Raw genomic sequence first — 14,854 nt, forward strand, 5'->3', positions numbered from 1 at the left:
AAAAACAATAATAACGCGCCGGCCACTTTTAGGAATTATGTTGAGCAAATCAGAGAATGACGCCTTCGTGCGACAGCGACAGCAAATAATTATTGCCGCTGCAAAAATATGTTTTAGTCGCTCCGGTTTTCACGGGGCGAGCATGGCTGATATAAGCCGGGAATCAGGTTTGGGTGCAGGGCAGATATATCGTTATTTTGAGAGCAAAGAATTCATCGTCAGTGAAACGATTAAAAGTATCGCCACGAGTTGGCGTGTTTTTTTACAAGATAATCTGCCGAAGCAAAGCAGCACCCGCGATATTATTGATGAGGAATCGCCATTTTGGCAGGACTGGCCCTATCAGGACCGCTGCTTATTACTGGAGATGTATTCGGAAGCGTCGCGTAATCAATCTGTGCGGGAAGTTTTGGCACAAGAAGAACAGCTATTGATTGCTGATTTGGAAAAAGCGTTTAGCCGCCAGTATGCTCAAGTGAGTCCACAGCAGCGTAATGAGCGTATCCAATTTTTGTTAATGCTGGTAGACGGTGTTGCCTGCCGCGCATTTGGTGATAAGAACCTGGATCATCACGAACAGGGCAGGATCAATGGCATTCTCACACATCATTTGTTTGGCTGATTTCAGGCCATATCATGCTGATTGATGTCACGCGTGATGGCATCAAAAAAGGGCATAAATCCGTCAGGCACGTCACGTTGTTTCATGCAACGGCGAATGATCATCCCATCAATCACCAGAGAGATGATATGCAGTCGGGTGTTGATGACGTCGGCTTTCAGCGCCGGATTGAGCGTCTGCTCCTGAGCAATAAAGTTGTTTTTTAATACCAACCACGCATCATTCATTATCTGACGAATACGCTCGTTACGTGTGGCTTCAGATGAGACTTCCATCAACAAGACAATACTGTGCTCAACTTCGGGCGGCACAATGTCCTGCACCGAATGCGTGACGCCTCCCGCATGGGCAATTCGTTCAAAATCAGCGTTTAATAATGCGATCATGCGTTGCACCACATTGGTCACCAGCGCTTCGATAATGGCATCTTTGTTTTTATAATATTTATAAATTAAACCAATGCTAACATTTGCCTGGCTGGCAATATTCTGAATAGACGTTTGATGAAACCCTTTTAGGCGCATGCACTGTTCAGCTGCATCAAGAATCTGTTCGCTGCGATTCATGTTATTTACTCATCACGGAAAAGCGTATTTTACGCAAAAACAATCAGCCTGACTAATCCTGAATGCTAAATAGTCGCGTTCTTTAGATTGTTTCTTTTTCTTATTATTGCTGTTAGTTATCAATATTCAAAAATTTTGACTTAAGTGAGCAAATTGCACACCTGTTCAGGGATTTTCTTGTCGCTATCATGATGAGCATAGCCACATTTTGAGGAGCAAATTATGAACGTAATGCGTGCCCAGCGCGACCAACTGTTTGAATACGGTCCCTTTACCATCCGCCGGCAACGGCCTGGCGAGGCTCTTGGCCCGCTGACGGTTATTGATCAGATGTCGTTGAAAATGGATGCACGTATTCCGATGCACAGCCGTCAGGACGAAGAGATTTTCAGCTACGTCTGGCGTGGTTCGGCGCAGCACCTTGCTGAAAATGGCGACAAAACCGCGCTGAATGCCAAACGCGCTATGGTGGTGAGTGCAGGAAGTGGCGTGCGTTATGAAGAGTCTGCGCCTTTTGTCGAAACCGAGATGTTGCAGGCTTATATCCGTCCGGCCAAAAGCGGCGGTGCACCACGCACCCTGGATTTTACTCGCGCTGATGGGGTGCCGCTCAACGCCTGGACATTGCTGGCGGGCCCCGAAACTAGCGACGCACCGCTGCCGTTGGGTCAGGCGGTGTTTATTTATGATCTGAAAGTGGAGCGGGGCGCACAGGTTGAGGTGCCACACCTTGCCGGTTACTCAACATGGCTGACCTTGCTGGATGGCATTGTGACTGTTGGCGAGGAGCGGCTGTTGCAGGGGGATTCTATCAGTGAGCAGGGCGCATTACCTGTCTTGCGAGGCGAGCGTGACGCGATAGTGATTGCTTTTTTGGTGAGTGACGGTGTCACGTTTGTGTGAGTGCAGGCTGCCATTGTTAAATCAATGGCAGCTTTTTGTGTGCGGTGGTGCGGGCCGTAGCACCTCTGCTGCTGCCGGGCAGTCCTCGCGCCGCTGACGCGGTGCCCTCGGCTTCCACGTCGTGCCGACGGACCGTTCGGGGATCGACCATCCCTGGTCGGCCCCGAACTGATCCACGCATCCCTGCGTGGATCTCCTGGCCCTACTTAAAAGCCTCAGCGCTGCGGATAGCCCTTGCAGCATCAGAGGCGCTACCGCCATTCATATGGTGCCCGTTTTGATAAAACCCACTGAAGGTGCCGAGCAGACTTAGGTCAATTTGAGAGGATGCCTTGATTCAATCCACCAGATTTAATTCTTTCAACAACACGCATTGAATCAAACGAGAAAGCCAGACCCTAAGCGACTCCAGCATGCGTCATCACCTGCGCACCCAGACAATTACAGCCAACACCTTCGACACTCAGCAACCTGGCCAATCAACCTCAGACTTTATTATCGCCTCTGCCTCCAATCACTCCACCACCAGCCAATCCCAAAACGCTGTCATCACCCGTCATACCAACCAAAGGCATCACACGCTCAAGTCCAACAGCAAACGAATAATTGACAGTCTACCACTAGTAAGTTACCAATAGTAGGTCAATCATTGTCGGAGTTTAACCCCATGCACACGCTTATCGTTACGGCCCATCCTGACCACCATTCACACACCCATGCTGTGGTTGAACAGCTGGTTAAAGGCATTTCAGCGAGCGGCCAACACAGTGTTGAAATCGCCGATTTAGCGGCTGAGCACTTTGATCCACGCTTCAATCAGGCGGATGTCGATCAGTTTAAATCGGGAACCCCTTCGCCTCAGGATGTATTGGCCGAACAGCAGCGTCTGAATCGTGCCGATGCGCTGGTATTGGTGTATCCAATTTACTGGTGGTCTTTCCCGGCACAATTAAAAGGGTGGATTGACCGCGTGTTTACTCAGGGCTGGGCGTATGACGACACCGGCGAAAAGGTCATCAAAAAGTTGGGTCATTTGCAGGTGCATCTGCTGGCACTGGGTGCGGCGAATACGCGCACTTATCTGCGACGTGGCTATTTCAGCAGCATGCGAACTCAGATTGATGAGGGAATATTTGGTTATTGCGGCGCGCCGGTGATCACCAGCGAACTGTTGTTGCCGTCCGATGAGGGTTATCCTGATGCGCATTACGCGCTTGCCCTGCAACTTGGGCAGCGACTTTTCACTTTGAAGGAACCTGCATGAACTCACCCACGCGCCAGCGTATGACCTTTGACGCCCGCCGCGAGCAGCTGATTAACACAGCGTGGAATCTGGTGCGAGAGCACGGCAGCGATGCCCTTACGCTTGGGCGAGTGGCCATTGAAGCGGGTGTCAGCAAGCCTGTGGTGTATGAGCATTTTGGCACCCGCCACGGTTTGCTCGCTGCGCTGTATGAAGACTTCGATATGCGGCAAAACGCTGTTATTGACGCGGCGATGGCAAAAGCGGGAGACGATCTGGCAGAACGCGCCAGCACGGTGGCGGCTTGCTACGTAAACTGCGTACTGACACAAGGGCGCGAAATTCCCGATGTGCTGTCAGCACTCAATAGCTCGCCTGAACTGGCTGAAGTAAAGCGCAAATACCAACTCGATTTTATGGCAAAGCTTCGTCTGTGGTTTACTGAGGCGAAGCTGCCGCAATCCAGCCTGTGGGGCTTACTGGGCGCGGCAGACGCCCTCTCAAACGCTGTAGTGTGCGGCGATATCCGACAACTGGATGGCGTAAAAGAATTGCAGGGACTGATTGAGGCGCTGGTGCAGCGCCACCTTATCTGATGCTGTTCACCAGCCAGTTTGTTAGTTCGGTGAGTTCCTTCTGCTGTTCCGGAAACGCCGCAATCAGTTTCTGCATTTCAGCCTGCAGTGACTCCGGTCGATACGCCACACCGTGCAACTGCATCGCCAGCGTTTCTAGCGGTGCGGGATTGAGGCTATCGGTGAAAATTTGACTGCGGGTAATGGTGCCACGCTCAACGTCAAAGTGAATCTCAACGCCACCCCAGACAAAACGTTCCTGCAGCAGATGTGAGAAATCAGGCGCCTGACCAAAATTCCACTCCCAGCTGCTCTGGCGGGCGAACTGCGCCTTAAAGCCGGGAAGGTCAGGCAGGGCTTCCGGTGAAATAAACTCGGGCTCGCAGGTTTCATGGTAATGCGCGAAGTAAGCCGCAATCACCTCACGACGGATGTCTGCAAACCGGATATCAGGAATAAAATCCGCGATGTTCGCCACGCGGGAACGCACCGAGGTGATCCCTTTGGCCTGAAGCTTTTTGATGTCCGGGTTGAGGTAATCGGCAAGACGTGAGAGATCGGCGCTCATCAGGAAAGTGCCGTGGTGAAAACCGCGATCCGGCGTTTCACGATAGGCGGAACCGGAAATCTTACGCATATCGCCATTCACATTGACCACGATGTCATTGCGACCGGAGGCTTCGGCGCGCATACCCAGCTTCTCAAGCGCCTGCAAAATAATCGCCGTCGAGACGGTTTTGTCATACTCCGGTTTACCGGCCATAAAGGTGAAACAGGCGTTGCCCAAATCATGAAACACTGCACCGCCGCCGCTGCTGCGTCGCGCCAGTTTGATGCCATCTTCCGCCATCCGACGCGTGTTGCACTCTTTCCACGGGTTTTGCGCGCGGCCAATCACCACCGTTTCAGCGTTCTGCCATAAGAACAATACGCGCTGCGTGGTAGGCATCTGACGGAATATGCACTCTTCCACCGCGAGGTTAAACCAGGGATCGTGTGAATCAGAGATCAGCAAACGTAAGGTGGACATGTTTCCTCCAGTTCCGTGAGAAAAGGGCAAGCGGAGGACAGAATACGCTGATTCGGATGCAAAGATAAGCGGAGTGATTTTCGTGTTGAGTCAGGTACGCATCCTGCAACCAGAGGACGCCATTGATGATGTCACGCCGAGCGGGAAATCAGTGCTGTGTTGAAATGGCTGAAAAAGGGCGGCATTCCTGCCGCCCCTCGGTGCATCTCACGTCTTATCTGGCTAACCGCAAGCCATTTTTGGCGCTGGCTATTTACAGAATCGATTTCGCCGTTTGAACCACGTTTTCCACGGTGAAGCCAAACTCTTTGAACAGCAGTTCCGCTGGCGCGGATTCGCCGAAAGTGGTCATGCCGACAATCGCGCCGTGCAGACCGGTGTACTTGAACCAGTAATCGGCGATACCGGCTTCGATCGCCACACGCGCGGCCACCGCTTTAGGGAGCACAGATTCACGGTAAGCCGCGTCCTGCTTGTCGAAGGCGTCGGTTGAAGGCATCGAAACTACGCGCACCTTACGGCCCTCGCCCGTCAATTGCTCATACGCAGCAACCGCCAGCTCAACTTCTGAACCGGTGGCGATGAGGATCAGCTCTGGAACCCCTTCACTGTCTTTCAACACATAACCGCCGCGCACCACGTTAGCCAACTGTTCAGCAGTACGATCTTGCTGCGCCAGATTCTGACGCGAGAAGATTAAGGCAGTAGGGCCGTTGACGCGCTCAATCGCGTATTTCCATGCCACCGCAGACTCAACCTGATCACACGGACGCCATAAGCTCATGTTCGGCGTCACGCGCAAACTGGCCATCTGCTCAACCGGCTGGTGGGTGGGGCCATCTTCGCCTAAGCCGATGGAGTCATGGGTGTAGACCATGATCTGACGCACTTTCATCAACGCCGCCATACGTGCCGCATTGCGCGCGTACTCGACAAACATCAGGAAGGTAGCGGTGTAAGGCAGGAAACCACCGTGCAGCGCGATACCGTTGGCGATCGCGGTCATACCGAATTCACGCACGCCGTAATGAATGTAATTCCCAGCGGGATCTTCATTGATCGGCTTAGAGCCCGACCACATCGTCAGGTTGCTGGGTGCCAGGTCAGCAGAACCCCCAAGGTATTCCGGCAGAATCTTGCCAAAGGCTTCAATCGCATTTTGCGACGCTTTACGGCTGGCGATTTTCGCCGGAGTGGCCTGCAACTGTTCGATAAAGGCTTGTGATTCACTTTCCCAGTTGGCAGGCAACTCGTTGTTCACGCGGCGTGTAAACTCCGCCGCCAGTTCCGGGTAAGCCTCGGCATAGCCCGCGATTTTGGCATCCCACGCGGACTCTTTTGCCTGACCGGCTTCTCTGGCATCCCACTGTGCATAAAGTTCTGAAGGGACTTCGAACGGCGCGTGGTTCCAGCCCAGCTGTTGGCGGGTCTGTGCAATTTCGTCGTCGCCCAGCGGCGCGCCATGCACATCGTGAGTACCCGCTTTATTCGGTGAGCCAAAACCAATCACGGTTTTGCACATCAGCAGAGAAGGCTTGTCCGGGACCGCTTTGGCTGCTTCAACCGCTTTCTTAATCGCGTCGCCGTCATGACCGTCTACGTCACGCACCACGTGCCAGCCGTACGCTTCGAAACGGGCGGCGGTATCGTCGGTGAACCAGCCATCAACGTGACCATCAATAGAGATGCCGTTGTCATCATAGAAGGCCACCAGTTTCCCCAGCTTCAGCGTCCCGGCGATGGAGCAGACTTCGTGTGAAATGCCCTCCATCATGCAGCCATCGCCCATAAACACATAGGTATGGTGATCAACGATGTCGTGGCCAGGACGGTTAAACTGCGCCGCCAGCGTACGTTCGGCGATCGCGAAGCCGACGGCATTGGCGATCCCCTGACCCAGCGGGCCGGTGGTGGTTTCAACGCCTGGCGTATAACCGTATTCCGGATGACCCGGCGTTTTTGAATGCAGTTGACGGAAATTCTTCAGTTCGCTGAGTGGCAGATCATAACCGCTCAGGTGCAGCAGGCTGTAAATCAGCATCGAACCGTGGCCATTCGACAGGACGAAGCGGTCGCGGTTAGCCCACTTAGGATTGTTTGGATTGTGCTGTAAAAAATCGAGCCATAAAACTTCGGCGATGTCCGCCATGCCCATCGGGGCACCCGGATGACCTGACTTGGCTTGTTGTACGCCATCCATGCTTAAAGCACGGATGGCGTTGGCTCTTTCCCGGCGTGTTGACATAAGGTTCTCCAGAGGTAAGAAGTCGGTGATTATTTAGTATGTGAAACTTGTTCGTAGTAACCGATCTTCTCGACTTTGGCGGTGGAGCCACCACCTTCAAACTCTGAGGCCAGCCAGGCATTGACGATGTTCTTCGCCAGTTCAGGTCCGATAACGCGTGCGCCCATGGTCATGATCTGAGCATTGTTGCTTTTACGGGCACGTTCAGCAGAGAAGGTGTCATGGCACTGTGCCGCACGCACGCCTTCCACTTTGTTGGCCACGATTGCCACGCCGATACCGGTGCCGCACAGCAGGATGCCGCGCTCAAATTCATTCTTCTGGATAGCGGTTGCCAGCGCAAATGCCACATCCGGGTACATCGGACGGTCATTTTGTGCGTCATTGGTGTAGTCCGTCACTTGAAAGTCTTTCTCTTCAAGCAGTTTTTTAATGATGTTTTTCAATTCGATAGCCGCATCATCGGCGCCAATTGCGATAGTTTTCATCGTCATTCTCCAGCAGGGTTTAGTTCTGACGCCTGAACGTTTGTTATGCAGGCGAGAAGATGTTCATCAATAGCCTGCCACAAATCCAATCATATGTTCAATGGTTGTTCATGTGTCTTACGTGCTGATTTAGTGATGCAAAGCGCGAAGGGTGCTGATACCGCGCGGATTGCGCTGCATTTCTGCGTATTTTTCCGATTCAGGGCCAAAATCAAATCTCATGAGCAGGCTCACATTTTCAAGCATTGCAGTTGAGAGATGTACATTTATACGTGTAGTGTTCATTTGTTCGCATAACGATACCAATGTACAAGAAGACCCCTTGAGGACTCGAACATGTGTCATTTACACCGTACCTCTCAGTACACCTGCAGCCAGCGCTCATTTCGCGTCTGGTCAACACCAAACAACAGTTCTAACCACGCACGTCACGGAGGTGCGTTATGAGTCAGCAAAACATGACGGCGGTTGAGAAATCCGCTATCAGCAAAATCTCCTGGCGTCTGGTGCCTTTCGTGGCACTGATGTTCTTTATTAACTTCCTTGACCGCACCGCAATTTCTTTTGCTGGCCCTAATGGCATGACGCAGGACCTCGGTCTGACAGGCGTGCAGTTTGGTCTGGCATCCGGCATCTTCTTTATCGGTTATATCCTGCTGGAAGTGCCGAGCAACCTGGCGTTGCATAAGTTCGGCGCACGTCGCTGGCTGGCACGCATCATGATCAGCTGGGGTATCGTCTCGCTGCTGTTCACCTGGGTGAGCAGTGTCGAAGGCCTGTATACGCTGCGCCTGCTGCTGGGTATTGCTGAAGCGGGCTTCTTCCCGGGTGCGATTCTTTATCTGAGCATGTGGGTACCGGGACGTCATCGCAGCAAAATCCTGTCCTTGTTCTATCTGGCACAGCCGCTGACCGTCGTATTCGGTGCGCCCCTGGCGGCAGGTTTGATTGAGCAACACGGTCTGTTTGGTCTGGATGGCTGGCGCGTGATGTTCCTGGGTGTTTCCATCCCAGCGATTCTGATCGGTATTGTGGCGCTGTTCTGGCTGGTGGATTCACCGCGTCAGGCGAAATGGTTAACCGCAGATGAGAAGACCTGGCTGACCAACGAGCTGGAAGCGGAGCATCAACAGAAGCAGGGACATAAGAAACATAGCCTGCGCTCCGTCATGGGCAACGGCCGTGTATGGACACTGTGCCTGATCTACTTCGGCTTTATCTATGGCCTGTATGCGCTGGCCTTCTTCCTGCCAACCATTATCGGCGGCTTCCAGCAGCAGTTCGGCACTACCTTTAACGTGATGCAGAAGGGATTGATCACCGGCGTGCCATACCTGATTGCGGCTGTGGTGATGTACTTCTGGTCAAAAGATGCCACCCGTCGTGGTTGCAAAACCTGGCACATCGCGATTCCAGCGCTGGCCGGTGGTATCAGCGTGCCACTGGCGCTGTATATGGATTCACCGTTCACCACCATCATGGTGATTGCGATTACTGCCAGTTCCATCTTTGCTGCCTTGCCTAACTTCTGGACGCTGCCAACGCAGTTCCTGACCGGCGCGTCAGCCGCAGCGGCTATCGCACTTATCAACACCTTAGGAAACGTGGCGGGCTTCTCCGCGGGCTACATCACTGGCGCACTGCACGACGCCACCAACAGCTATGTGTTACCGATGTTCGTGGTCGGTGGCTTCATGCTGCTGTCAGCCGTCCTTATGCTGTTATTGAATCGCCAGCGCCCGCAGTCTCAGCCGACCTCTATCGCACAGGAGCACTAAAATGACGTACCTGTTTAACCAACCTTCAGCCTTTGCTGCTGAACTCATTGAAGGCTTTGTCGCCGCCAACGCCGATAAAGTTCGTCAGGTCACCGGTGGAGTGGTGCGCAGCACGCGCAGCCAACCGAATACGGTTGCGGTGATTGTGGGCGGCGGTTCCGGTCATTATCCGGCCTTCGCCGGGTTGGTTGGACAAGGTCTGGCACACGGCGCAGCCATGGGGAACCTGTTTGCTTCGCCGTCTGCTCAGCAGATCTACAACGTGGCAAGAGCGGCACATAACGGCGCGGGCGTGTTGCTGATGTTCGGAAACTATGCGGGCGATGTGCTGCACTTCGGCCAGGCTTGCGAACGCCTGCGTGCCGAAGGTATTGCCTGTGAAATTCTGGCGGTAACGGACGATATTTCCAGCGCCAGTAAAGACGAACGGGTGAAGCGCCGTGGTGTGGCCGGGGATTTGTGCGTGTTTAAGGCGGCGTGTGCAGCAGCGGAAGCGGGCGATGATTTAGCCTCCGTACTTAAGAAGTCGCAGCATGCTAACGATCGTACGCGGACTTTCGGTGTGGCATTTGGCGGATGTACCTTGCCGGGTGCCACGCATCCCTTATTTGAAGTCGAGAAAGGGCGCATGGCGCTCGGTCTGGGCATCCACGGTGAGCCGGGTATCAGTGAGACTGATGTGCCCAGTGCCGATGAGTTGGCCGAGTTGTTTGTTGAACGTCTGCTAGGCGAAGTACCTGCCGACGTCAAACAGATTGAAGGTCATCGCGTAGCGGTGATCCTCAACGGTTTGGGTTCAGTGAAGTATGAAGAGTTATTCGTGGTGTATCGCCGCGTGGCACAACTGCTGGACGCTGCAGGACTTAAAGTGGTTCAGCCCGATGTCGGTGAGTTTGTTACCAGCTTCAACATGGCGGGCGCATCGCTGACGCTGATGTGGTTGGACGATGAGCTGGAGACACTGTGGTGTGCGCCGGCAAATGCACCAGCCTATCGCAAAGGAAGCGTGCTGATCGCGGAACCGCTTAGTGCGGAAGAGCGTGAAGAGAGCACGGAAGAAGCATTGCCGCAGGCTTCAGCTGAGTCACAGCAGAGCGCACAGCGCGTGTTACATATCCTGGAATTAGTGGCAGACTTGTTACAGCGTAACGCGAAAAAATTAGGTGATATCGATGCAGTGGCCGGTGACGGTGACCACGGTATCGGTATGGAACGTGGCGTGCTGGGCGCGGTGGAGAAGGCGCGTGAAGTGGCTGCGCGTGGTGCAGGTGCCGGCAGCCTGTTGTGCCGTGCTGCGGATGCCTGGGCAGATAAAGCAGGCGGCACATCGGGTGCACTGTGGGGTGTGGCATTAACTGCGCTGGGGACGGCGATCGGCGATCAGCAGTCACCCAATGCGCAACGCGTCGCAACCGGCGTACGCGAAGCCAAAGAGGGCATTATGCACTTTGGCAAAGCGAAGGTGGGCGATAAAACCATGGTCGATGTGTTGGTGCCGTTTAGCGACAGCCTTAACGCTGCAGTCGCAGAGGGTGCTTCACTTACCGATGCCTGGTTGGCGGCGGCGCAGGTAGCCGATAAGGCCGCACAAGACACTGCTCAGCTGGTGCCGAAAATGGGTCGTGCGCGTCCGCTAGCCGAAAAAAGTGTCGGTACGCCAGATGCGGGAGCCATTTCACTGGCGATGATCGTCAATACCGTTGGCGATCTGCTAAAAGAACATAAAGCCTCTCAGCAAGGAGCGTAATGATGTCTCAGCCCAAAATCTGGCTCGGCGTCAGCCTGAAAATGTATTTCGGTTACCAGCAGACACTGGACTGGTGCCGCAAAGTCGCCGGATTGGCTCAGTTGCCGGCGGTGAAAAACGGTGATGTCGGGTTGTTTGTGCTGCCCGCTTATCCGGCTATTCCCGCTGTGGCTGACATTTTCGCAAAAACACCGGTTCGCTTTGGCGGTCAGGATGTGTGTCAGGCTGAAAACGGCGCCTGGACCGGTGAAGTCAGCGCCAGCATGTTGCAGGAGCTGGGCTGCTCACTGGCAGAAATCGGTCACGCCGAACGTCGTCGCCACTTTCATGAAGACAAAGCGCAGATCGCCGCGAAAGTCGCCATGTCACTGCGTCACGGGTTAACGCCGGTATTGTGCATCGGCGAAGAACAGCAGGCTGAGCCGGAGCAGGCCATCGCGCTATGCGAGCTGCAGCTGGAGGAAGCATTGGCCGATGCGGTGCAACAAGGTTTACGCGGCGAAGTGTTCTTTGCCTATGAGCCGCAGTGGGCGATTGGTGCGCCACAACCTGCACCGGATAGCTATATCCGCGCAGTGTGTTCGGGCCTGCAACAGCTGAAAACACCGGATGGAATTAGCTTAAAAATTATTTACGGCGGCAGCGCCGGGCCGGGGCTGATTCAGCGTCTGGGGACTGACGTTCATGGTCTGTTCCTGGGCCGTTTTGCCCACGACCCAAATGCACTGGCGCAAATCATTGAAGAGGCCAGCGTGCTGGCGAAGGAGATCCGTTAATGAGCCGTATCGGACTCAGTACGTATGCCTTTTTCTGGCGCATGTCCAGCAAAGTGCCCAATCCGCTGACGCTGGAGCAGATGCTGCAGCAGACCGCCGAGATGGATGTGTCGGTATTCCAGATTTGTGATTATCCGGCGATTGAAAGTTGGTCTGATGCGCAGTTGCAGGACCTTCGCCAACTGGCCGATAAGCTGGGTATCACGCTGGAGCTGGGCACACGCGGTTTAGGCACTGCGCATCTGCGTCGCTATCTGCATATGGCGAATATTCTCGATGCCCATGTGGTGCGCTCCATGTTCTACACCGCCGATCACCGTCCGTCACTGGATGAAGCGGCAGAGTTGATTGGTGCGGTGTTGCCTGATTTCGCGCGTCAGCAGGTGCGTCTGTGCCTGGAGACCTATGAGCAGGTCAACAGCGGCGCGATGATGTCGGTCATTAACAAGTTTCTGTCGCCGTGGTTGTGCGTGTGTCTCGATCCCGCTAACTGCGTGGCTGGCCTGGAATTGCCCGAACAGGTGATCGCCAACACCGCCGCACGCGTTGGCAATCTGCACATTAAAGACTTTGCCTTTACGCGTCGTGATGGCTGGGTCGGCTTTACCTATGCTGGCTGCCTGATGGGCGAAGGCTTGCTGGATTATGACCGGATGATCGCCAGCGTGCGTCCGGCCGAAAGAGAGATTAACCAAATTGTCGAACACTGGTTGCCGTGGCAGGACGATGCTGCGTTGACCTGCGAGCGCGAAGCCGAATGGACGCGCCGTACCGTTGAATTCTTACGTAGTAAACAAGATCAGGAGTTATACCAATGAGCAATGCATTGAAAACCATCACCGTAATTGGCACAGGCGGCAAAATGGGTATGCGCATTTCTGCTAACTTCCAGAAAAGCGACTACCAGGTGTTTTACGTCGAGAACTCACCGAAGGCGCAGGAGCAAGTGACGGCGCAAGGTCGTGAGTTGTCTGATGCCGCTTCCGTTGTGCCGGTCAGTGACGTGGTGATTCTGGCGGTACCGGATATCGTGCTGGGCAAAGTGTCTGAGGGCGTGGTGCCACAGATGAAGGCCGGTGCGATCCTGCTGACGCTGGACCCGGCTGCGGCTTACGCAAACCTGATCGCCCATCGTGATGGCATCGAATATGCGGTGGCGCACCCTTGCCATCCATCCGTATTCCTCGAGCGCTACACCAAAGAAGAGCACGCGGATGCCTTCGGTGGTATCGCTGCGGTACAGCACGTAGCGGCTTCGTATGAAACCGGCTCCGATGCGCAGAAAGCTGAGCTGAGCAAAGTGATCAGCGTGATGTACGGCCCGGTTGAAGAAGTGCATTGGGTTACCGTCACGCAATTGGCTTACCTTGAGCCGACGCTGGTAGAAACCGTAGCCTGCATGGTGGGTGCTTTTATGAAAGAAGCACTGGATGAGACCGTCAAGCACAGCGGCGTGCCGGAAGAAGCGGCCAAAGCGATGCTGTATGGCCATATTCAGATCGCACTGGCCGTGGCCTTCCGCGCCACCAACCCGTTCTCTGATGCCTGTATGATCGCCATGGAATACGGTCGCGAGAAGATTGTGAAGCCAGACTGGAAACAGATCTTCGATCAGAAAGAGCTGGATATCGTGATTGCTCGCATGCTGAAAATCGACGCCATCAAGCGTTAAGCGTGACGCAACCTGCGACTCGCCTCGCTGCTGTCTGGCGAAGCGAGTCGTATCAATGATATAACTCCTTCCCTAAATCAGGTGTCACGATACAAGACAGGTAACGGATGGAAAAAAACTCGCTTTCTCAGGACTCCGAGCTGCTGACAGAAATTGCGGTGGCCTATTATCAGGACGAAATCACCCAGGAGGAGATTGCGCGTAAGTTTGGGATATCCCGCATTAAGGTTGGCCGACTGCTTAAACGCGCACGCGAAGAGGGCATCGTCGAAATTAATGTGCGCTACCATCCGGTGTTCAGTACGCGCCTTGAACAACAGCTGCAAAGCCGTTTCCCCCAACTACAACGTGCGCTCATTGCACTGGATTCGCCGGACGATGAAGAGCAGCGTCGTCAGGTAGCGGCGTTAGTCTCAGCCCATCTGGCACAATCATTAAAAGACAATGCGATTGTCGCTGTCGGGCAAGGGCGCAACGTCGCCGCTGTCGCCGATTATCCCGGCCAGGTGCCGACGCGTAATTGTCTGTTTATCAGTGGTATTGGTGGAACACATCGTCCTGGTGATGCGATTAACGCCGATCACATCAGCCGTCGTCTGGCTAAGAAGTTTGGCGGTATCAGTGAAACCCTGTACGCACCTGCCTATGTCGAGAACCGCGCACTGCGCGATGCCTTTATGCAGAATGGCACCATCAAAGAGACGCTCGACCGCGCACGTAAAGCGGATGTGGCGCTGGTGGGTATCGGTGATATGAATGAAAACAGCTACATGGTGAAACTCGGTTGGTTTACGCCGCATGAGATTATTGATGCGCATGTGAATCAGGGCGTCACCGGGGATGTTGCGGGTTATGACTTCTTCAACGCCCAGGGACAGCATGTGGATACGGTGATGAATGACCGGGTGATTGGTCTTAGCATCGAGGAATTACGTAAAATTCCCTGCGTGATTGCTATTGCCTCCGAGAATACCAAAGCGATGGCACTGCTCGGCGCACTGCGTACTGGAGCAATCGATATTGTGGCGACCACGGCGCAAAATATTCGGACGATTTTGAGTATGTCGCAGTAAATCCTATTCCGTGGCTAAGCCATGCTGCATGGCTTAGCTAAGTGGTTATTAGCAATATTCAGCGTTTAACATTGCTTTTGGTTTGCATAATGGTCATATGACGGCAATTATCGCCGTCCTTTTGACTTTATATAAA

Annotated in this window: 14 protein-coding genes; 10 read left to right on the forward strand and 4 right to left on the reverse strand. The window is 54.0% G+C overall.

The window, feature by feature from the left end; translation table 11 throughout:
- The first annotated feature begins 37 nt into the window (after positions 1 to 37).
- Positions 38 to 622, forward strand: coding sequence for a TetR/AcrR family transcriptional regulator (locus AC6I8L_RS09305; RefSeq protein WP_236699728.1), 585 nt, complete (start codon positions 38 to 40; stop codon positions 620 to 622).
- Between the two features lie 2 nt (positions 623 to 624).
- Here AC6I8L_RS09305 and AC6I8L_RS09310 read toward each other — a convergent pair whose 3' ends face one another.
- Positions 625 to 1,188, reverse strand: coding sequence for a TetR/AcrR family transcriptional regulator (locus AC6I8L_RS09310; RefSeq protein ID WP_058959940.1), 564 nt, complete (start codon positions 1,186 to 1,188; stop codon positions 625 to 627).
- A 222-nt stretch (positions 1,189 to 1,410) separates the two neighbouring features.
- Here AC6I8L_RS09310 and AC6I8L_RS09315 point away from each other — a divergent pair, with 222 nt between their 5' ends.
- From AC6I8L_RS09315 to AC6I8L_RS09325, 3 genes are all read left to right on the forward strand, one after another.
- Positions 1,411 to 2,091, forward strand: a complete 681-nt coding sequence (locus AC6I8L_RS09315) for a pirin family protein (RefSeq protein ID WP_058959939.1) — start codon at positions 1,411 to 1,413, stop codon at positions 2,089 to 2,091.
- Positions 2,092 to 2,758: 667 nt separating this feature from the next.
- Positions 2,759 to 3,355, forward strand: coding sequence for an NAD(P)H-dependent oxidoreductase (locus AC6I8L_RS09320; protein ID WP_058959938.1), 597 nt, complete (start codon positions 2,759 to 2,761; stop codon positions 3,353 to 3,355).
- A complete protein-coding gene (locus AC6I8L_RS09325) occupies positions 3,352 to 3,930 on the forward strand; it encodes a TetR/AcrR family transcriptional regulator (RefSeq protein ID WP_058959937.1) in 579 nt (192 codons plus the stop codon). The genes AC6I8L_RS09320 and AC6I8L_RS09325 overlap by 4 nt, the downstream gene beginning before the upstream one ends.
- Here AC6I8L_RS09325 and lplA read toward each other — a convergent pair.
- From lplA to AC6I8L_RS09340, 3 genes are all read right to left on the reverse strand, one after another.
- On the reverse strand, positions 3,923 to 4,939 hold the full coding sequence (gene lplA / locus AC6I8L_RS09330; protein WP_058959936.1) for a lipoate--protein ligase: 1,017 nt from the start codon (positions 4,937 to 4,939) through the stop codon (positions 3,923 to 3,925). The genes AC6I8L_RS09325 and lplA overlap by 8 nt on opposite strands.
- Positions 4,940 to 5,192: 253 nt before the next feature.
- The gene (gene tkt / locus AC6I8L_RS09335) at positions 5,193 to 7,184 is read right to left on the reverse strand and encodes a transketolase (RefSeq protein ID WP_058959935.1); all 1,992 of its coding nucleotides are present in this window, start codon (positions 7,182 to 7,184) and stop codon (positions 5,193 to 5,195) included.
- Between the two features lie 29 nt (positions 7,185 to 7,213).
- A complete protein-coding gene (locus AC6I8L_RS09340; protein WP_039328632.1) occupies positions 7,214 to 7,672 on the reverse strand; it encodes an RpiB/LacA/LacB family sugar-phosphate isomerase in 459 nt (152 codons plus the stop codon).
- A 443-nt stretch (positions 7,673 to 8,115) separates the two neighbouring features.
- Here AC6I8L_RS09340 and AC6I8L_RS09345 point away from each other — a divergent pair, with 443 nt between their 5' ends.
- From AC6I8L_RS09345 to AC6I8L_RS09370, 6 genes are all read left to right on the forward strand, one after another.
- The gene (locus tag AC6I8L_RS09345) at positions 8,116 to 9,450 is read left to right on the forward strand and encodes an MFS transporter (RefSeq protein WP_034823583.1); all 1,335 of its coding nucleotides are present in this window, start codon (positions 8,116 to 8,118) and stop codon (positions 9,448 to 9,450) included.
- A 1-nt stretch (position 9,451) separates the two neighbouring features.
- Positions 9,452 to 11,197, forward strand: coding sequence for a dihydroxyacetone kinase family protein (locus AC6I8L_RS09350; protein ID WP_058959934.1), 1,746 nt, complete (start codon positions 9,452 to 9,454; stop codon positions 11,195 to 11,197).
- A 2-nt stretch (positions 11,198 to 11,199) separates the two neighbouring features.
- Positions 11,200 to 11,973 (forward strand): triose-phosphate isomerase family protein, encoded by a 774-nt coding sequence (locus tag AC6I8L_RS09355; RefSeq protein WP_479399814.1) that lies wholly within the window; start codon positions 11,200 to 11,202, stop codon positions 11,971 to 11,973.
- Entirely contained in the window at positions 11,973 to 12,791 is an 819-nt protein-coding gene (locus AC6I8L_RS09360) for a sugar phosphate isomerase/epimerase family protein (RefSeq protein ID WP_034823574.1), read from the forward strand. The genes AC6I8L_RS09355 and AC6I8L_RS09360 overlap by 1 nt, the downstream gene beginning before the upstream one ends.
- Positions 12,788 to 13,645 (forward strand): phosphogluconate dehydrogenase C-terminal domain-containing protein, encoded by an 858-nt coding sequence (locus tag AC6I8L_RS09365; RefSeq protein ID WP_058962516.1) that lies wholly within the window; start codon positions 12,788 to 12,790, stop codon positions 13,643 to 13,645. The genes AC6I8L_RS09360 and AC6I8L_RS09365 overlap by 4 nt, the downstream gene beginning before the upstream one ends.
- 107 nt (positions 13,646 to 13,752) lie before the next feature.
- Positions 13,753 to 14,718 carry a sugar-binding transcriptional regulator gene (locus tag AC6I8L_RS09370; RefSeq protein ID WP_058962517.1) on the forward strand — a complete coding sequence of 322 codons (966 nt, stop codon included), beginning with the start codon at positions 13,753 to 13,755 and terminating at the stop codon, positions 14,716 to 14,718.
- The last annotated feature ends 136 nt before the right edge of the window (positions 14,719 to 14,854 follow it).

The organism is Type-E symbiont of Plautia stali (assembly GCF_059731115.1).